The organism is Streptomyces sp. NPDC051136 (assembly GCF_044455745.1).
Lineage (GTDB): Bacteria > Actinomycetota > Actinomycetes > Streptomycetales > Streptomycetaceae > Streptomyces.
In genome coordinates this window covers 94,634-112,088 of sequence record NZ_JBITFE010000003.1, presented here as the reverse complement: position 1 = coordinate 112,088, position 17,455 = coordinate 94,634, and the positions used below count along the sequence as shown (strand labels likewise).

General features: G+C 72.2%; 19 protein-coding genes. 7 read left to right on the top strand and 12 right to left on the bottom strand.

Annotation, left to right across the window (positions count from 1 at the left end):
* Positions 1-283 precede the first annotated feature (283 nt).
* The 10 genes from ACIBCJ_RS09710 to ACIBCJ_RS09665 all read right to left on the bottom strand — a co-directional run bounded on the left by ACIBCJ_RS09710 (position 284) and on the right by ACIBCJ_RS09665 (position 8,451).
* Entirely contained in the window at positions 284-1,234 is a 951-nt protein-coding gene (locus ACIBCJ_RS09710) for a ketoacyl-ACP synthase III family protein (RefSeq protein ID WP_365979319.1), read from the bottom strand.
* A 33-nt stretch (positions 1,235-1,267) separates the two neighbouring features.
* Positions 1,268-2,248, bottom strand: coding sequence for an aldo/keto reductase (locus tag ACIBCJ_RS09705; RefSeq protein ID WP_365979318.1), 981 nt, complete (start codon positions 2,246-2,248; stop codon positions 1,268-1,270).
* Positions 2,249-2,258: 10 nt separating this feature from the next.
* Complete coding sequence (locus tag ACIBCJ_RS09700) at positions 2,259-2,834, bottom strand: carboxymuconolactone decarboxylase family protein (RefSeq protein ID WP_362104002.1); 576 nt, start codon at positions 2,832-2,834, stop codon at positions 2,259-2,261.
* A gap of 79 nt (positions 2,835-2,913) precedes the next feature.
* Positions 2,914-4,494: an FAD-dependent monooxygenase gene (locus tag ACIBCJ_RS09695; RefSeq protein ID WP_365979317.1), complete on the bottom strand. Its 1,581-nt coding sequence runs from the start codon at positions 4,492-4,494 to the stop codon at positions 2,914-2,916.
* Positions 4,495-4,497: 3 nt separating this feature from the next.
* Entirely contained in the window at positions 4,498-4,791 is a 294-nt protein-coding gene (locus ACIBCJ_RS09690) for a putative quinol monooxygenase (RefSeq protein ID WP_365979316.1), read from the bottom strand.
* Complete coding sequence (locus tag ACIBCJ_RS09685; protein WP_365979315.1) at positions 4,788-5,552, bottom strand: histidine phosphatase family protein; 765 nt, start codon at positions 5,550-5,552, stop codon at positions 4,788-4,790. The genes ACIBCJ_RS09690 and ACIBCJ_RS09685 overlap by 4 nt, the downstream gene beginning before the upstream one ends.
* A gap of 13 nt (positions 5,553-5,565) precedes the next feature.
* Positions 5,566-5,820, bottom strand: coding sequence for a phosphopantetheine-binding protein (locus ACIBCJ_RS09680; protein ID WP_362103993.1), 255 nt, complete (start codon positions 5,818-5,820; stop codon positions 5,566-5,568).
* Positions 5,821-5,894: 74 nt separating this feature from the next.
* A complete protein-coding gene (locus tag ACIBCJ_RS09675; RefSeq protein ID WP_365979314.1) occupies positions 5,895-6,896 on the bottom strand; it encodes a beta-ketoacyl-ACP synthase III in 1,002 nt (333 codons plus the stop codon).
* Entirely contained in the window at positions 6,893-7,897 is a 1,005-nt protein-coding gene (locus ACIBCJ_RS09670) for an AvrD family protein (protein WP_365979313.1), read from the bottom strand. The genes ACIBCJ_RS09675 and ACIBCJ_RS09670 overlap by 4 nt, the downstream gene beginning before the upstream one ends.
* Positions 7,894-8,451, bottom strand: a complete 558-nt coding sequence (locus tag ACIBCJ_RS09665; protein ID WP_365979312.1) for a hotdog fold thioesterase — start codon at positions 8,449-8,451, stop codon at positions 7,894-7,896. Before ACIBCJ_RS09665 ends, ACIBCJ_RS09670 begins: the two co-directional genes overlap by 4 nt.
* Before the next feature lie 151 nt (positions 8,452-8,602).
* Here ACIBCJ_RS09665 and ACIBCJ_RS09660 point away from each other — a divergent pair, with 151 nt between their 5' ends.
* From ACIBCJ_RS09660 to ACIBCJ_RS09645, 4 genes are all read left to right on the top strand, one after another.
* Positions 8,603-9,580: an aldo/keto reductase gene (locus tag ACIBCJ_RS09660; RefSeq protein ID WP_362511845.1), complete on the top strand. Its 978-nt coding sequence runs from the start codon at positions 8,603-8,605 to the stop codon at positions 9,578-9,580.
* A gap of 135 nt (positions 9,581-9,715) precedes the next feature.
* Positions 9,716-10,489, top strand: coding sequence for a methyltransferase domain-containing protein (locus ACIBCJ_RS09655; RefSeq protein ID WP_362511842.1), 774 nt, complete (start codon positions 9,716-9,718; stop codon positions 10,487-10,489).
* A gap of 40 nt (positions 10,490-10,529) precedes the next feature.
* Complete coding sequence (locus tag ACIBCJ_RS09650; protein WP_362511839.1) at positions 10,530-11,438, top strand: menaquinone biosynthesis protein; 909 nt, start codon at positions 10,530-10,532, stop codon at positions 11,436-11,438.
* A complete protein-coding gene (locus ACIBCJ_RS09645) occupies positions 11,435-12,781 on the top strand; it encodes a cytochrome P450 (RefSeq protein WP_365979311.1) in 1,347 nt (448 codons plus the stop codon). Before ACIBCJ_RS09650 ends, ACIBCJ_RS09645 begins: the two co-directional genes overlap by 4 nt.
* Positions 12,782-12,859: 78 nt before the next feature.
* Here ACIBCJ_RS09645 and ACIBCJ_RS09640 read toward each other — a convergent pair whose 3' ends face one another.
* Complete coding sequence (locus ACIBCJ_RS09640) at positions 12,860-13,591, bottom strand: LuxR C-terminal-related transcriptional regulator (protein ID WP_365979310.1); 732 nt, start codon at positions 13,589-13,591, stop codon at positions 12,860-12,862.
* 179 nt (positions 13,592-13,770) lie between these two features.
* Positions 13,771-14,721, bottom strand: a complete 951-nt coding sequence (locus tag ACIBCJ_RS09635) for a ScbA/BarX family gamma-butyrolactone biosynthesis protein (protein WP_365979309.1) — start codon at positions 14,719-14,721, stop codon at positions 13,771-13,773.
* 500 nt (positions 14,722-15,221) lie between these two features.
* Between ACIBCJ_RS09635 and ACIBCJ_RS09630 the strand changes: the two genes are divergently transcribed.
* From ACIBCJ_RS09630 to ACIBCJ_RS09620, 3 genes are read left to right on the top strand one after another with little or no spacing between them, the layout of a single operon-like run.
* The gene (locus tag ACIBCJ_RS09630; RefSeq protein WP_365979308.1) at positions 15,222-15,812 is read left to right on the top strand and encodes a TetR/AcrR family transcriptional regulator; all 591 of its coding nucleotides are present in this window, start codon (positions 15,222-15,224) and stop codon (positions 15,810-15,812) included.
* 59 nt (positions 15,813-15,871) lie between these two features.
* On the top strand, positions 15,872-16,504 hold the full coding sequence (locus tag ACIBCJ_RS09625) for a ScbR family autoregulator-binding transcription factor (RefSeq protein WP_362103972.1): 633 nt from the start codon (positions 15,872-15,874) through the stop codon (positions 16,502-16,504).
* Position 16,505: 1 nt separating this feature from the next.
* Positions 16,506-17,450: an NAD-dependent epimerase/dehydratase family protein gene (locus ACIBCJ_RS09620; protein WP_365979307.1), complete on the top strand. Its 945-nt coding sequence runs from the start codon at positions 16,506-16,508 to the stop codon at positions 17,448-17,450.
* Positions 17,451-17,455: the final 5 nt, after the last annotated feature.

Genomic DNA, 17,455 nt, shown 5'->3' with positions numbered 1-17,455 from the left:
GGTGGTGGTTCCTCCGGGTTCGTGCGTGACGTCGGCTCCCAGGACGCGGTCGTGGTCCTGGGAGCCGACGTCCGTCATACGTCCGTCGTACGTCCGTCATACGGGGTGGATGCCGATGCCCACCTCACCGGCACACCCCGTGCCCGCATCCGCCGCTTCACAGCACTTCGCCTGCTTCGCAGCGCTTCGCCCCGCCGGCCAGAAGGCCGGCGGGGCGAAGTGGTCAAGGCTCCGAACGAACCGACGGCATCCACCGCGCGCCGGGCCCCCTCGTACGCCGTCGTCACACGTGGCGCAGTGCCGTCACGCCCCAGGTGAAGCCGGAGCCCGCCGTCGCCACGACGATCAGGTCACCGCTGTGCACACGGTCCTCGTCCTCCAGCTCGCGCAGCGCCTGGAAGGGGTCGGCGCCGCCCAGGTGGCCGTCCAGGTGGTACTGGAACACGCTGCGCTCGGCCGGCACGCCCAGTTCCGCGAGGTACTTGCGCTGGGTGTCCTGGTTGCCGTGGGTCACCAGGAAGTGCGCGACGTCGTCGACGCCCGCGCCGATCCCGGACAGCACCTCGTGCGTGAGGCGCGTGAAGTTCTCCAGGAACGCCTCGCCGAGCCCGTCGAGCTTGTCGCCGCGTTCCACCTTCACCGCCCCGTCCCTCAGCACGCCGTAGTACGAGTCCACCCACTGGGGGTCCGTGTGGTGGGCGGCGCCCAGTACCTCGTACCGTGACCGCTCCGCGGACACCAGGACGGCGGCAGCGCCGTCGGCGAAGTTGAACAGCTCGAAGTACCCCGTGGAGTAGTCGACGAGCCGGCTCAGCCGGTCGGTGACGATCACCAGGGCGTGCCGGTGGGCGCCGGCCCGCACCTGGTCGTCGGCGAGCTTCACGGCGACCATGCCCGCGTTGCAGAAGTTGGAGACCTCGAAGCAGTGCGCGTCCCGCACGCCGAGTTCGCCGGCGATCTTCGCGGCGGGCGACCAGAACGGTGTGCCCCACTCGCTGGAGCCCGCGTAGATCACCAGGCCGATCTCGTCGAGGGGCACGGGGGTGCGCCGCAGCACGGCGCGTGCGGCGGTCAGGCCCAGGCCCCATGACGTCTCGCCGTCGGCGAGCACCGAGAAGGTGCCGGACGGCAGGATCTGCGCCAGCTTCTCGGTCGTGTACTCCGAGGCGCGGCTCACCTCGTCGACGGTCCGGCGCCCGGCCGGGCGGGCCAGGGCGTAGTCGGCTATTCCCATGTCACATCCACCTGTTCAGCATCGGTATCGGGGTCAGACGTACTCGACGACCGCGTGCGGCTCGTACGGGGCTTCGAGCCGGGCCACCTCGGAGGGGTCGAGGTCGAGGTCGAGCGCCGCCACGGCGTCCTGGAGGTGCGCGGGCCGGGTCGCCCCCACCACGGGCGCGGTGACGCCCGGCCGGCCGAGAAGCCAGGCCAGGGCCACCCGCGCCATCGGGACGCCCCGATCGGCCGCGATCCCGGCGACGGCGGCGGCAACGGCCCGGTCCGCCCGCTCGGTGGGTCCGTAGAAGCGCTCCTGGATGGGGTCGCCCGCGGTACGGGCGGACTCCGTGTCCCAGGGACGGGCGAGGAGGCCGCGGGCCAGCGGGCTCCACGGGGTCACACCGACGCCCTCCTCGCGGCAGAACGGCAGCATCTCCCGTTCCTCCTCGCGGTTGAGGAGGTTGTAGTGGTTCTGCATGCTCACGAACCGCGTCCAGCCGTGCAGATCCGCGGTGTGCTGCGCCTTGGCGAACTGCCAGGCGTGCATGGAGGAGGCGCCGATGTAGCGGACCTTCCCCGCCCGGACCACGTCGTGCAGGGCCTCCATCGTCTCCTCGACGGGGGTCTCGTAGTCCCAGCGGTGGACGATGTAGAGATCGATGTAGTCCGTGCCCAGGCGGGTCAGGCTCGCGTCCAGTTCGCGGAGGATCGCGGACCGCGACAGGCCCCCGGACAGCGGGTTGTCGGTCATCTTCTCGTACACCTTGGTGGCGACGACGACGTCCTCGCGCCGCGTCAGCCTGCGCAGCGCGCGGCCCAGGAACTCCTCGCTCGTGCCCAGCGAGTAGATGTTCGCGGTGTCGAAGAAGTTGATGCCGAGGTCGAGGGCCTGCGCGATGAACGGCAGGCTCTCGCTCTCGGGCAGGGACCAGGGGTGGGTGCCGAGCCCGGGCTCGCCGTAGCTCATGCACCCCAGGGCCAGTCGGGACACCTTCAGGCCCGACTGTCCCAGCCGGATGTACCGCACGTCGTCTCCCTCAGTCCGACGTGCCGGAGACGGCGTCGCGGACCTCGGTCAGCCGGCCCCAGGACGCGATGCCCTCGTCGATCGGGATGTCGAGGCTGGCCAGGTACATCGCGGTCATGGCGCTGTGCCCGGCGAGGTGCGTGATCTCCGCGATCTCGTTCTGGGAGTAGAACTCGCGCAGCGCGAAGAACGCCTCGGCGCTCGCCTTGTGGTCCTCCATGCACTCGGTGACGTACCGGACCAGCGCGCTGCGGGAGGCCGGCAACCGGGCGTGGTCGGCCGTCTCGATCGCCTTGATGGCGTCGTCGTCCAGGCCGGCCTTGCGGGCCAGCGGGTAGTGCAGGAAGCGCTCGAAGTCGCTGTCGCGCAGGTGGGCCACGCGCAGCACGACGACCTCGCGGTCGAGCAGGCTCAGCAGGCCGACGGTGAAGGTGCCGCCGAGGGCGAGGTGCGCGGCGGCGGAGTCCTTGGTGAGCAGCAGCGCCCGGGTGAGGTTGGACTGGAACTTCTCGTACACGGCGCGCTGTTCGGGCGTCATGTCGTCCACCTCGGTCAGGACGACGCGGGGAGTGGTCGGGGCGGTCATGGTGTCTCCTCGGGGGGGGGTTCCGGTAGGTGGTTCCGGTAGGAGGTTTCGGTAGGTGCTTCGGTGGCGGGCCGGGCGTTCAGCCGGCCGGCTGCAGTGCGGCCGACGCGCTCGGGCGGACCGTGCGGCGCCGGTCCAGCAGGTGAGCGACGGCCCGCACGGTGTGCTCGGGCCGGCCGGGGTCGAGGGGCACCGTCGTGTCGAGATGTCCGTCGGGGCGTACGACGATCGCGTGGGCCGTGCGCGGCAGCCGGGACAGCAGCGGGCCGGCCGGGCGTCCGCCGAGGTCGTGGACGGCCGTGCCCGCCAGCGCGCGGCGCAGCGGGACGACCAGCGCGGCCCACGCGTCGTACCGGTACTGGAGCCCCGGCCAGAGCAGGACGGTGTAGTGGTCCACCGCGAGGACGGGGGCGCCGCCCGCGTCCAGCCAGCCCAGGGGCATGCGCTCGCCGGGGACGAGCGTGTTGCGCCGGGGGCGCGGGCCGTAGTGCGTGTCCAGTTGCGCGAGGCGCGGGGCGAGGACCTTCTCCAGGGTCCGGGTGCCGCTTCCGACGCGGTAGGCGAGGTCCCGGGCGAGCGTCTGGCGGCGTGTGGAGTACAGCCCGATACGGGCCAGACGGGTCGACAGGCCGGCCACCGCGTCGACGGCCGGGCGCCGCTCCGTGTCGTACGTGCGCAGCAGGCTCGTGGGGTAGTCGCCGCGGACGACGCCCGCGAGCTTCCAGCCGAGGTTCACCGCGTCCTGTATCCCGGTGTTCACGCCCTGAGCCCCCGACGGGCTCATGGCGTGCGCGGAGTCTCCGGCGAGGAAGACCCTTCCGCGGGCGTACGTGCCGGCCGAGCGGACGTGCGCGGTGAAGACACCGCTGAACTTCATCTCGCCGAGCTTCCTGCGGCCCGGCACCCGGGCGGCGAGCAGCGTTTCGAAGAAGGCCCGGTCGGGGGTGTCGCCCGCCCAGTCGTCGGGGACGCTGGCGCCGACCCGGAAGATCCCGTCGCCGAGCGGTGCGAGGACCATGTTGCCGCCGCGCGTCAGGTAGTACGCGGCTTCGCTGCTGGTGGTCTCGCCCAGGATCTCCGCGTCCGTGATGGCCAGGCGGGTCCGCAAGGTGCGTCCGGCGAACGCGAAGCCGAAGGTCTCGCGCACGGCGCTCTTGTAGCCGTCCGCGCCGACGACGTACGCGTAGCGGCGTTTCTCCCGGCGCCCGTCGGGGAGTTCCAGGGTGCAGTCCACCCCGTCCGGGTCCTGGCTGCCGTCGACGAAGGTGGTGTCGTAGTCGATGACACCGCCCAGCTCGGCGAGGTGGCCTTCCAGGACCTGCTCGGTGCGCCACTGGGGGATGGTGATGGCGAAGGGGTACGTGACGCCGCGCAGCCGGTCGAACCGGATGAGGCCGACCATCTTCTTCTGCGAGTAGTAGTTCATCTGGTCGAAGTAGTGGCCGCTGTCGACCAGTTTGCGGCCGGCTCCGATGCGGTCCAGGAGTTCCAGCACACGCGGCCACAGGATGGTGGCGCGTGAGTGCGGGCTCTCCCGGCGCAGCTTGGAGACGATGTCCACCGGCACGCCGTGTGCCAGCAGTTCGCAGGCGAGCACCATGCCCACCGGGCCGGCGCCGACGATCAGGACGCGCGGCTGTTCTCGGGTGCCGTCGGCCATGGGTCAGGCACCGAGGGGGCTCAGGCGGTGCACGGCGGGGGCGCGGGTGTAGGCACCGTCGACCTTGGTCAGGAACTCCGCCACGTACGGCTGCTTCATGTGCAGGTCGATGGCGTCCTGGTCGGCCCACTCCTCGACCAGCACGAGGGTGTGCGGGTGGTCCGCGGAGCGCAGGGCGTCGAACCGGAGTGCGCCCTCCTCGGTACGGGTGGCCTCGCACAGCTTCTGGAAGGCCGCCTCGGTGGCGGGGAAACGGTCGGGCTCCACGTCGAAGACGACGGTGATCTCGATGCTCATGGGTGCAATGCCTTCTCGGTGTGGGTGTGGGTGTGGGTGTGGGTGCGGGTGGGGGTGTCGATGGAGGGAGGCGCGTGGTGCGGGGCGGAGGCGAGGACGTCCAGGTCGACGGCCGGTCCTGACGTGGCGTCCGCGTCGTGACCGGTCTCGCAGTCACGTACGGCGACGTCGAGGGCGAGGAGGCGGGCGTGCGGCCCTCCGCCGCCGGGCCACCGCACGTCGAGGCAGGCCGCCGCGCAGGTGCCGACGAGCGTGCGCGGTTCCCGCGCCGGGCCGCGCAGCGCGGACGTCAGCAGGTTCAGCACGCCCCCGTGCGTCACGACCAGCACCGCCCCCTCGGACTCCCGCTCCGCGCGGGCGATGCCGGCCAGTGCACGGGCCGCGCGCGTCAGCACCGCGCGGCCCGTCTCCCCACCGGGTGGGGCGTAGTCGGGGTCGACGAGCAGCCGGCGCAGGGCGTCGGGGTGACGCCGCGCGAAGGTGGCGCGGTGCAGGCCGTCGAGCTCTCCCAGATGGCGCTCGCGCAACCCGTCGACGCGGTGGCACGGGAGGCCCAGACGGCTCGTGGCGTACGAGGCCGTCTGCACCGCCCGGGTGAGCGGCGAGGAGTAGACCGCCGCCCAGGCGCCGGCGCGCAGGCCGGGGGCGATGTCCCGGGCCTGCCGGATGCCCGCCTCGTTCAGCGGGAGGTCGGCCTGGCCCTGGAACTCGTCGGCGGCGTTGCGGTCGGTCTCCGCGTGCCGCAGCAGGACGATGCGCACGTCGGCCCCGTCTTCAGGCCGCGGCCGGCGCGGTGTCGTCGAGTCGCGCGATGACGTCCGCGGCCTCCTCGACGGTCTGCGCGGAGCTCAGGGTGCCCTCGTTGATGGATATGCCCAGGCGCTTCTCCAGGAGGAGCGAGAGTTCCAGCAGAGCGAGCGAGTCCACCTCGACGTCCTCGAGGACGGTGCTGGGCGTGACCTCCTCGCTGGGGACGTCGAACTTGCCGGTGAGGATCTCGATGATCATCGTGGTGACGGAGCCGGTCATGGGGTGCCTCGTTTCAGTGGAAGGGCCGAAGGGGGGCGAGGGAGCGGAAGGGCATGGGGGTGTGCGGGTCCGGGTCACGGGAGGGGCAGGTCGGGCCAGGTCACCGTCGCGGCGCCCCAGGTCGCGCCGCCCCCGAAGGCCGTCAGCAGCACGCGGTCGCCCGTGCGCAGCTCGCCCTCGTTCATGCCGTGCACCAGCGCGAGGGGGATGGAGGCCGCGGAGGTGTTGCCCACCTGGTCGATGTTGATCACGGCCCGCTCCGGAGGGAGGCCCAGCTGGTCGGCGACGGCGTACAGGATCCGGGTGTTGGCCTGGTGGCCCACGAGCCGGTCGACCTGCGTCACGTCCCAGCCGGTGCGGGACAGTGCCGTGCGCGCGGACTGCGTCATGCGGCGTACGGCGGCGAAGAAGACCGACTTGCCCTCCATGCGGAAGTAGCGGTCCTCCTCGCGGGGCGGCAGGCCGCTGGAGCGCTCCTCGGCGCCGCCGCCCCGAATGGTGATCAGGTCGGCCATCGTGCCGTCGCTGGCCAGATGGACGTCGTGCACGGCGCCGGGCTCGTCCGCCCGTCCGGCCCGGAGCAGGACGGCCCCCGCGCCGTCGCCGAAGATGACCGCGGTCGTGCGGTCGGTCGGGCTGAGCAGGGTGCTGAACGCCTCGGCGCCGATGACGAGGACGTGCTCGCAGTGCCCGGCCAGCACCGCGGCGGCACCGGCCTGGAGCGCGTACAGGAAGCCGGAGCAGACCGCGGCGACGTCGTACGCGGGGACCTCGCCGAGGCCGAGCTTGGCGGCGACGGTGGGCGCGGTGGCGGGGCAGGGACGGTCGGGGCTGGTGGTGGCGACGATCACCAGGTCGGCGGAGGACAGGCCGGCGTTCTTCAGCGCGCGCCGGCCCGCCTCGGCGGCCAGGTCGCTGGTGGTGACACCGGGTTCGACCACGTGCCGCCGGGCGATGCCGGTCCGGCTGCGGATCCAGTCGTCCGAGGTGTCGAGCCGCTGGGCGAGTTCGTCGTTGGTCACCACGCGCGCGGGCACGTGGCCGCCCACGCCGGCGATCACTGCTGCTCGTGTCATGGGACGCGGTGGCCTTCCGGAAGCTGGTGGGCGACCGCGGAGCGCACGCGCAGGCCGGGCAGTTCACCGGTGATGTCGAGGGTCCGCCAGGTCTGGCCGCGCATCGTGTGCAGCTGGGCGTCCTCCAGGGCGACCTGGACGGGCAGCCCCGCGTGACCGCGGTCGGGCCGGGTGGCGGTGAGGGTCGTCTGCCGCATCCAGAGCGTATTGCTGTCCTGGCGGCGCATGCCGTCGAGGTCGTACAGCATGACTTGGGCCAGCTGGAGCGCCGTCACGAACGCGTCGATCACCGAGACGGACGGCTGGTGGGCGCCTTCCAGACCGCCGCGGGGCGCCTGCGCGCCGTCGTCCTGGGACAGGGTCAGTACCGAACGGGCCCGCAGCAGGCGGGAGTCGACATCGACCTGTTCGATGTGCTGGGCGCGCCGGGTGAAGCCGGTGCCGAAGTAGCGTTCCCGCGCCGGGCCGAGGAGGGACTCCAGGGCGGTCCCGTCCTGCTCGGCCGCGGGCCCGTCGGCCGTCGCGTGCTCGACCTCCATCCGTACGCGCATGGTGCCGATGGCGCTGTCCACACGGGACACCGCGCGGCCGGGTGCCACCGGCTCCGCCCCCCGCACGACGGCCTCGGCCCGCAGTTCCGCCAGGTCCTCCTGGGGCGTGGAGCCCGCGGACAGCCGGACGCTGCGCAGCCAGGCGTCCCGCAGGTCGCCGCTGGTGCCGCGCAGGCAGACCTCGGCCAGCTGGGCCGCGACCACGATGCCGTCGACCGTGCTGAAGTGGGGGCGCAGGTCCGAACCGGCCTTCTTCTTCGACCAGTCGGCCGGGTAGCGGACGCCGACCGCCGTGCTCGCCGTCGCCCGGCCCTGCGGGCCCGGTCCGACGTGCACGTCCGCGATGTCGTAGGCGACGCGGCGGAAGCCGTGGCCGAAGAACCGGCCCTCGGCGGGCCCCAGCAGCTGCTCGATGGAGGCCACCAGCGGTGGCGCTGAACTTGTGGTCATGGGTGCTCCCTTTCTCGGCGGGGACCGCGTGGGGCCGGGCCGCGGGGTCTGGGCCGGCGGATCGCGCACGTCAGCCGGGCCGTGCAGACGCGCTGGTCCAGTTCGTCGCGGATGCTGATCTCGTAGGTCGCCATCGACATGCGCTCGGCGAGCGGGACGGCAGTGCCGTGGAGGGTCCCGGAGGAGACCCACCGGTGGTGCACGCAGGAGAGGTCGATCCCCACCGCGTTCCCGCCGGGTCCTGCGTGCAGAAAAGCGGCGACGGAACCGAGTGTCTCCGCGAAGGCCGCATTCGCCCCGCCGTGGAGAATCCCGATCGGCTGACGGTTTCCCGTCACCGGCATGGTGCCGATGACGAGGCCCGGTTCACACGTGACGATCTCTATCCCCAGGCGCCGCGTCAACTGTTCTTGTGCGTAATCCCCATTCACGGGCATGGGGCCGAGTGTTTCTCTCGGCATCGACTGCTCCAGATTCTCGGACTGGATCTGCGTGCCAGGAGAATTAGAACAGCGCGGATCCGGGCCGGGAAGCTTCTGGCCGCTTGTTGACACGCCATCGCCGTGACCTCGCCTTACAGCCCCGGAATTCCTCTGGCAGATACCTGCCAGGCACGGCCGCGCGGGCCGTGGTGGTCACGGGCGGGCAGTAGGTTGCCTGCGGGAACGGTCGCCCCGACGACCCACGCGAGAGGAAGGGATCGACGTGCAAAAGGTTTCGCTCGGCAGCCTGGAGACGTCCCGGATCGGTCTGGGCGCCATGTCCATGTCCGACTACTACACCGGGGCCCGCGGCGACGACCGGGAATCCGTCAGGGCCCTGCGCCGGGCCCTGGACCTGGGCGTGACCTTCATCGACACCGCCGAGATCTACGGCCCGTTCGTCAACGAGGAGCTGGTCGGGGAAGCGGTGCGGGGGCGTCGCGACGAGGCGGTCGTCGCCACCAAGTTCGGCCTCGTCTCACACGCCGGCGCGGGCCCCGACGTCATCGACAGTTCTCCCGGCAACGTCCGTGCGGCGGTGGAGGGTTCGCTGCGCCGTCTCGGCACCGACCACATCGACCTGCTGTTCCAGCACCGGGTCGACCCCGCGACCCCGATCGAGGACACGGTGGGCGCCATGGCGGAACTGGTGGCCGAGGGCAAGGTGCGCGCCATCGGCCTGTCCGAGGCCGGCCTGGAGACGGTGCGGCGCGCCCACGCGGTCCACCCCGTCTCCGCGCTCCAGATCGAGTACTCGATCTGGAGCCGCCGTCCCGCCGAGGACCTGCTGCCCGCCCTGCGCGAGCTCGGCATCGGCACCGTCGCCTACTCGCCGCTGGGCCGCGGGTTCCTGACCGGCACGATCCGGACCCGCGAGGGCCTGGACGCGGACGACTTCAGGCTGTCCACCCCGCGTTTCCGGGACGGCAACCTCGAAAAGAACCTGAAGTTCGCCGACGCCGTGTCGGCGGTGGCCTCCGAAATCGGCGCCACGCCCGCCCAGGTCGCCCTCGCGTGGATTCTCTCGAAGGGGGACGACATCGTTCCCATCCCCGGAACCAAGCGCGCCGAAAGGGTTGCGGAGAACGCCGCTGCCGCGTCGCTCGAACTCTCCGACGAACAGGTGCTCCGGCTCGACTCGATCTCCGCCCCCGCCGGGGAGCGCTATTCTGCCGACGACTTGTCGCGTACCGGAATCTGAATACCTCTCATCCGTTTCCGATATCTCTCCTCGCGTGTTCGGCAGCTAATTGCCAAAAGGTCTTCCCGTCGCCCGGGCGGCAGCGTTCCACTCCTATCTTGTTCCTGAGAACATTCCTCTTCCGAAGGATGTGCCATGGAAAAGTACGGTGAAACGCTGTTCGCTCTCGACCCGGCCGAGGAGAACCGGCTCGCGCTCCTGGCGGACGTGTTCGACCCGCTGTGCCAGGAGACGCTGGCCGGCCTCGGGATCGCCTCCGGTGCCCGCTGTCTGGAGATCGGCGCGGGCTCGGGTTCGGTCGCCTCATGGCTGTGCGAGCGGGCCGACGAGGGCGAGGTCGTCGCCACCGACATCGACCCCGCCCTGCTGGAGCGCATCGTGCACCCCCGGCTGCGGCCGCTGCGCCACGACGTGACCCGCGACCCCTTCCCCGAGAACTCGTTCGACCTGGCGCACGCACGCCTGGTGCTCAGCCACCTGCCGCAGCGCGACGAGGTGATGCGCCGCATCCTGGGCTGGCTGCGGCCCGGCGGGTTCGTCCTGATCGAGTCCTTCTGCTGGTTCCCGGTCGACAGTTCGCCGCATCCCCTGTACCGCAAGGTCATGCAGGCGTGGAGCGACCTGATCTGCGGCACCCTGGGCACGGACAGCTGGTGGTCGCGCACCCAGCCGGCCTCCTTCACCGGCTACGGCTACCGCGACGTCGGCGCGCGCACCGTCACCCAGAACCTGCGCGGCGGCACCCCGCTCGCGGACTTCTGGCGCCTGACCGTCGACATGTCGTACGACCGGCTCATTGCGGGCGGGCACCTCACCGCGGACGAACTCGGCGACTTCTACGCGCTGTTGAAGGACCCCGGTTTCTGGGACCTGGCGCCCGCGCTGGTCCAGGCGTGGGGGCGGAAGTAGTCCGCGCCCCGCAGCCTGCCCCACGACGCCAGGAGTCCACGTGTCACACACCGTCATCGCCGTACGACCGGACGCCCTCGACGCGCCACGCGTCGGCCTGATCTCCTTTCTGAACTGCCGCCCCCTGCTGTGGGGGCTGTCCCGGACCGGTGCGCTGCCGGACGTACGGCAGCTGAGCGCGGAAGCCGCCGGAGAGCGGCTGGTCGCGGGCGAACTGGACCTGGGACCGATCTCCCTCGCCGACTACCTGCGCCACACCGACGAGCTGCTTCTGCTGCCCGGCCTGGCCATCGCCGCCGAGGGCGCCGTCATGTCCTGCAACATCGTCAGCCAAGGCGCCCTCGGGGAACTCCGCTCGCCCCGCGTGGGCCTGACCGCGACCAGCCGCACCACGGTCCTGCTGGCCAGGATCCTGCTGGAGGACGTCCTCGGCCTGTCGCCCGACTACTTCACCGGACCGCCGGACCCGGCGGAGCTGTTGCGCACGGCGGACGCCGCCGTGGTGATCGGGGACCCGGCGCTGCGGACCTTCTTCGACGGCCGCGCCGACGCCTGGCCGCACGCCGAGCGGCCGGGCGACGACCGGCTCCGGGTCCACGACACGGCGAAGCTGTGGACGGAGTGGACCGGACTGCCCATGGTCTTCGCGGTGTGGGCGGTGCGGCGGGAGTACGCGCGGCGCCGTCCCGAGGCGGTCGCCGCCGCGCACCGCTCCCTCCTGCGCGCCCGTGACCTCGGCCTCGGCTCGCTCGGCGCCGTGGCCGCCGAGGCCGCGCGGGGAACGGGATTCAGCGCCGCCCAGCTCGCCGTCTACTACCGCACGCTGCGCTACCACCTCGACTCCCGTGGACGGTCGGGCATCGAGCGGTTCGCCGCACTGGCCGCGGCCCGGGGCGAGGTCCCCGGGCACGTGGACATCGAGGTGTTCGACGGCGGGGCGGGGCTGTGAGCGGCCCCGGCACGCAGGCGCCGGACGCGAGCCGTCCGGCCGACACGGTCCGGCGCATCCTCGACCCCGGGTCCAGACCCCACCCCTACGCGCTCTACGACCAGGTGCGGGCGGCGGAGCCGGTCTGGATGGACGGCGCACACCCCGTCGTCGTCTTCGCCTCCCACGCGGCCTGCGCGAGCGTCCTGCGCGACCCCCGCGCCAGCAACGACCGCCGCCACGCCCTGATGTACGGGAGTCAGGGATCCGGGGCCGGCGCGGAGGCCGGGGGCGACGAGAGCGCGGGCGGTGCGGTGGACGCCGCGACGCCACGGGCCGAACTGCCCTCGTTCCTGTTCGCCGACCCGCCCCGGCACACCGTCCTGCGGCGGCTCGTCGCCCCGGACTTCACGCGGGACGCGGCGCACCGGCTGACCGGCATGATCAAGGACCTGGTCGACGACCTGATCGACGACATGGCGGAGCAGTTCGCGCGTGGAGCCGCCCTGGACGCCGTCGGCGCCCTCGCCTCCCCGCTACCCGTCACGGTGATCTGCCACGTGCTCGGCATCGACACCGGGGAGCGCGGCTGGTACCGCACGCGCTCCTCCCTGCTCGGGCGAGCCGTCGACCCGTACCCGGCCTTCGTGGGGGCCCCGGCGCCCGGCGCGGCCGAGCGGGAACGGGCGGAGGCGGAACTCACGGCGTTCTTCACCGAACTGGCACACGCCCGGCGGGCCGAGCCCAAGGACGACGTGATGTCGCGGCTGCTGGCCGCCCGGCCCGACGGTCGCCCGCTGTCCGACACGGAGGTGGTGACGACCTGCCGGCTCCTGCTGAACGCAGGCCACGAGACGACGGTCAACCTCATCGCGGGCGGCCTGCACGTGCTGCTGCTCCGCCCCGAGACCCTGGCCGCGCTGCGCGAGGCGCCGTCGACGGCCGGGCAGCTCGTCGAGGAACTGCTCCGCTTCGAGGCTCCGTTGCAGATCGTGCACCGGCACGCCCGGGAGGACATGGAGGTGCTGGGGACGCGGATCCGCCGGGGCACCACGATGGTGCTGCTCCTCGGCGGCGCCAATCGCGACGCCGAGGTGTTCTCCTGCCCGCACCACCTGCGGACGGAGCGCGCTGAGGCCGGCCGCCACCTGTCGTTCGGGCTCGGGGCGCACTACTGCCTCGGGGCGCCGCTGGGACGGCTGGAGGCGGAACTCGCCTTCGTACGGTTCGCCCAGCGGGTGGTGGAACCGCGACTGGCCGTGGAGGAGCCCCCGTTCAGGCCGCACGTCGTCCTGCGCGGCCCGGAGACGGTACCCGTGCACGCGGCCCGCGTCCTGGGCCGCGACCTTCCCTGGGGCAGGTGAGCCGGTGCGGACGGTGAGCCGGCGCGGACGGTGGGGGGCCCGTGGGTCGGCCCCCTGCCGCCGTCCGCGCGTCCCGGGTCAGATCCAGTCTCGGCGGACAGCCTCCGCGCCGGCCTGGAATCGGCTCTGCGCGCCCATCCGCAGCATCACGCCCGCGATGACACGCCTGAGTGTGCGCACGGACAGGCCGGTGCGCCGGGAGATGCCCTCGTCGGTCAGCCCCTCCGCCAGCAGCCGCAGCGCCTCGCGCTCGCGCGGTGTCAGCACGAGCGCCTCCAGCGCTCCTGCTCCTGCTCGTGCTCCCGCTCCCGCTCCCGCCCCGGATCCTGCTCCCGCCCGTGCTCCTGCTCCTGCTCGCGCGGGCGCCGGGAGACCGGCGGAGCGGCCGTTCAGCTGCCAGGTCTCGTCGAAGACGGCCTTGTACGCGGCGGCCAACGTCCGGCCCCGCAGGACCGCGCACCGCGCTCCGAGGGCCGACTGAGCGGGCAGGACCGCGAGTTCGTCGTCGACCACGAGCATCGCCCCGCCCGGCTGTGACACGGTCCGCACCCGGGCGCCGGCGTTCTCGAACTCCCGGACGCTGCGGGCGAGCATGTCGTCGCTCCCGCCCTCCTGCCGGCAGAGCACGCGCACGTGGGTGCCGCAGGCCACGGCGGTACGGCTCAGGTCCTCGATCTGCCCGCGCACGCGGGACAGCAGGAACTCGGGGGGCAATGTCAGACTCAGCTCGCCGACCCGCCCGCGCCGTACGAGGTCACCGACGAGAGCGAGGCTGTCGGACCAGCTCACCAGGCGCACCGTCAGCGGCACCGCGGCAAGGGTGCCGGAGCCCGCTCTCGCGGCGCCGTCGGACCCGTGTCGGCCGCCTGCTGTTTTCCGTTTCGCCTGTTCCGTACTCTGCATCGGTTTCCCCCTGGATGAATGTGTGGCAGCGGTTGCCGTCCGGCACGGGAGCACGGGACCGCGCTCGACCGCGCACGAGAGGCCGGTCAGTAGCTGTGGGCGGGAGGGCCGGCGGCCGGGCCGCGCTGCGCGGTGACGAGCGCGGTGAACGCGGCCTCTCCGTCCTGCACCGCGGTGACGCGGGTCGACACGTGCGTGGGCACCTGGGCGAGCAGCACCTCCGCCTCGATCAGGCACGGCCGGTCGAATTCGACGTACCGGTGGAACTCGATGGCCATTCCCGTGATCAGCGCCGTGTCCGGGAAGGCGACGGCCTGCGTGGCCTGGCGCGCCGCCTCCACGAGGAGCATCCCGGGCACGTGGTCGGTCGCGTGGTCGAAGAGGACGGGATGGCGGCCGTCGACCCGCAGCACGAACGTGCGCGGGGCGCTCCCGGGGGAGAGCACGACGTCCCGGGGGCGGTCCCGGCCCACGCGCTCGGCGGCGAGGGGTGCGGGCAGCCCGGCCGCGGACAGGGCCGAGCTGAGCGCCGAGCGGTAGGAACCCCGCAGGCGGGCGATGACCGAAGGGGAATGATTGGTGAAGCGCGTCGTCGCGCTGCCCAGGAACGTCCCGTCGCGCCAGAGGATGGCGGACATCGACATCGCGGCGAGGCGGTCGCCCCGGCGCACGACGTCCTGGCACCGGACATCGAGGCGGATCTCCGCCGGGGCCGAGGTGGCCAGCAGGGCCTCCTGCTCCACGGACCAGGTCAGGTTCTCCCAGATCTGACTGTGGTCGGCGGGCGCGTCGTAGCCCAGGTGACTGAGCAGCGGTATGCACTGGCGCGCCGTCTCGGTCACGAGCAGCGGATCGTGCCGCCCGGCGACGACGTCGTAGAAGCAGTGGGCCCGGGGCCACTGCGCGGTGACGGAGAAGGAGTCGGCCCCGCGTCTCTCGTAGCCGGTGAGCAGGACTTCGCTCGCGGCCGATTTGTGGACCAGGTGGCGCGACACCGCGATCGGTCCGGTGTCCGGAAGGGTGTGGAACGAGGACATGGCAGCACTCCGAAGGTCACGAGCCAACGCCTGCAATGTGAAGAGAGGTACGAACGTCGTTGTCCGTGGGGAGGTTCAGGATGAAAGATAAAGGACGATTGTTTTTTTTGTCGAGACACTTCCCAACCGGCTCGAGGTGTGCGTCGTATGACAGGGACGCCGAACCACCGGCCCTTCGGGCGCACTCCGCGGGGCCGTAGTGGAGACCTGAAGTCCCTGGTTAGAATGGACTTTTGCGTGTCGGTGCGGAGGCGGTGACAGGCCCTGACCGGAGCAACGGCACGCCGTCCGCGTGAGGGGTGTCACACTTGCTCGCGTCAGACGCCTAGGGGCTAAACAGTGCGGTCGTTCTGTAAGTTGTGGGCCACAGGGAGCTGAGCGCCGGATGAACACCTGCCCGGCGGCTGCTAGTTTTTGATTGTTCTTTACTTTTGATGGTGCGGGTCGTGACGACCACCTGCGCGGGGACGGGGCACCGGCAAGCAGACAAGGGCGGGACCATGACACAGGATCGGGCCGCACGGACACGCGCGGCCCTCATCCGGGCCGCCGCCGTCGAGTTCGACCGCTACGGCTACGCGACCACCTCCATGAACAGGATCGCGAAGTCCGCGGGGCTCTCGACGGGCGCGCTCACCTTCCACTTCGCCAGCAAGGACGACCTCGCCAATGCCGTCGTCGACCAGGCGTGCCGACTCAGCGACGGCGCTCCGGAGCGGGCCCTGCGCCCTGATCCGGAACGAAGCCCCCTGGTCAGGCTCGGGGCCCTGGTGACCGAACTGCTGCGCTGCGTGCACGAGCACGCCGAGGTGCGGGGCTCCGTACGGCTCGAACTCGACCGGCCCGACGCACAGGCGACGTGGTCCGGGCGATGGTTCGAGGCGGTCCGGGAGCTGGCCGCCCAGGCGCAGGGGAGTGGCGGCCTCCCCGGGCACCTGCGCCCCGAGCAGATCGAGATGCTCGTGACGCTCTTCGTGTTCGGGGCCGGTCACCGGAGCCGCGACCGGGCGGTCCCGTGGGCCGAGTGCTCCGGACTGTGGACCACGGTGTGGGAGGGCATCCAGGGCCCCGATGGACCGGGGGCGCCGTGATCACCGCGTACGGCCCTAAAATAGAGAGTGATCGTTTTTTTCGAAGGGACGGTCTTCCGATGCCCAAAAGACAAGAGCGTGCCCTGCGCACACGGGAAACCGTCCTGCGGGCGGCGGCCGAGATCTTCGACGAGCACGGCTACCATGCCGCCAGCATCCGGCTGATCATGGAGCGGGCCCAGGTCACGCAGGGAGGCATGTACTTCCACTTCAAGTCGAAGCGGGACATCGCCGAGGCCGTCGTCGCGGCCCAGCAGAGCTTCGTCGAGCTGCCGAGCGGGCCGGACGGGCTCCAGCGCCTCATCGACACCAGCTACCACCTCGCGCACGAACTCCAGGAGAACGTCCTTTTCCGGGCGAGCGTCCGTCTCGCCGTCGAGCAGCAGGAGTTCGGCGGCCGGGACGCCACCGCCTACGACGAGTGGGCGGAGCAGTTCCACCGCCAGCTGATGGCCGCCCGCGCGCGCAACGAACTGCGCTTCGGCGTCGACGAGCGCGAGTTCGCGACCTTCCTGATGGCGTCGTACTCGGGGGTGCAGCTCTACTCCCACGTCTCCACCGGCCGCCGCGACCTCATGCAGCAGGTCGCCGTCCTGTGGCGCTATCTGCTGCCCGCGGTCGCCCGCGAGGAGATCATCACGCGCCTGCGCGTGACTCCCCCGGCGCTCGTCCGGGCCGACCTCGCCGTCTGACGTGCGGACCGCGAAGGTCGTCCTGACCGGGGGCACCGGATTCATCGGCTCCGCCGTGCTGCGCGCCCTCCTGCGCCTGCGGGAGGACGGCGGGGGGCGGGCCGGGCGACGGGACATCAGCGTGCTCGCCGTCGGCCGTCGTCGGCCCGCCGGGCTCGATCCCGCCCGGGACACCTGGGTGCCCGCGGACCTCGCCCGGCCCGCCTCCCTCGCCGGCATCTGCGCCGACGCGTCCGCGCTGCTGCACTTCGGCGGGATCCTGAGCGCGGACGCCGACGTCTGCCGGACGGTGAACGTCGAGGGCACGGCCGCGCTGATGCGCGAGGCGGCCCGGGCCGGCACCGGCCGGATCGTCCACCTGTCGACCGCAGCGGTCTACGGGCGCGGCCCCCATCGCCTGCGGTACGTCGACGAGGTGGCCCCTGCCCCGGTGTCCGTCGCGAGCGCGAGCCGGTGGACCGCCGAACGCCACGCCCTGGACGCCGGGGCGGCCGTGCTCAGGCCCGGGCTGGTCCTCGGGCCCGGCGATCGCTGGGTGGTACCCGCGCTGGTCGAACTCGCCCGGCGCGTCCCGGCCCTGTGGGACGGCGGTGGCCACCGGCACTCGCTCGTCACGGTGGACGCCCTCGCGCGGCTGGCCGTCGGCGTTGCCCTGGGTGAGAAGGCGATCCCGGGCGGCGTCTACCACGCGCACCACCCCGAGCCCTCCACCACCGAGGAGATCCTCGACAGCCTCGCGGGTCTCGGGGTGCTGCCTCGCCTGACGCGGCGACTGCCCTGGCAGGACTGCCTGGAGGAGTTCCACGCGTCGCACGGAGCCGTGTCCGAGCGGCAGTTCTCCCTGCTCGCCCTCGAACACACCTATGCGAGCGACGACATCTGGGAGCGTACGGGACTGTCCCCCGGCGCGGCCCCCCACCTCGGACTGGCCCGTGCGAGCGGGTGAGCGGC

Coding starts and splice junctions, on each gene's coding strand:
- ACIBCJ_RS09690 (WP_365979316.1), bottom strand. CDS start 4,791: ATGAGCATCGAGATCACCGTCGTCTTCGACGTGGAGCCCGACCGTTTC.
- ACIBCJ_RS09680 (WP_362103993.1), bottom strand. CDS start 5,820: ATGACCGGCTCCGTCACCACGATGATCATCGAGATCCTCACCGGCAAG.
- ACIBCJ_RS09710 (WP_365979319.1), bottom strand. CDS start 1,234: ATGGGAATAGCCGACTACGCCCTGGCCCGCCCGGCCGGGCGCCGGACC.
- ACIBCJ_RS09700 (WP_362104002.1), bottom strand. CDS start 2,834: ATGACCGCCCCGACCACTCCCCGCGTCGTCCTGACCGAGGTGGACGAC.
- ACIBCJ_RS09635 (WP_365979309.1), bottom strand. CDS start 14,721: ATGTCCTCGTTCCACACCCTTCCGGACACCGGACCGATCGCGGTGTCG.
- ACIBCJ_RS09630 (WP_365979308.1), top strand. CDS start 15,222: ATGACACAGGATCGGGCCGCACGGACACGCGCGGCCCTCATCCGGGCC.
- ACIBCJ_RS09675 (WP_365979314.1), bottom strand. CDS start 6,896: ATGACACGAGCAGCAGTGATCGCCGGCGTGGGCGGCCACGTGCCCGCG.
- ACIBCJ_RS09695 (WP_365979317.1), bottom strand. CDS start 4,494: ATGGCCGACGGCACCCGAGAACAGCCGCGCGTCCTGATCGTCGGCGCC.
- ACIBCJ_RS09670 (WP_365979313.1), bottom strand. CDS start 7,897: ATGACCACAAGTTCAGCGCCACCGCTGGTGGCCTCCATCGAGCAGCTG.
- ACIBCJ_RS09625 (WP_362103972.1), top strand. CDS start 15,872: ATGCCCAAAAGACAAGAGCGTGCCCTGCGCACACGGGAAACCGTCCTG.
- ACIBCJ_RS09655 (WP_362511842.1), top strand. CDS start 9,716: ATGGAAAAGTACGGTGAAACGCTGTTCGCTCTCGACCCGGCCGAGGAG.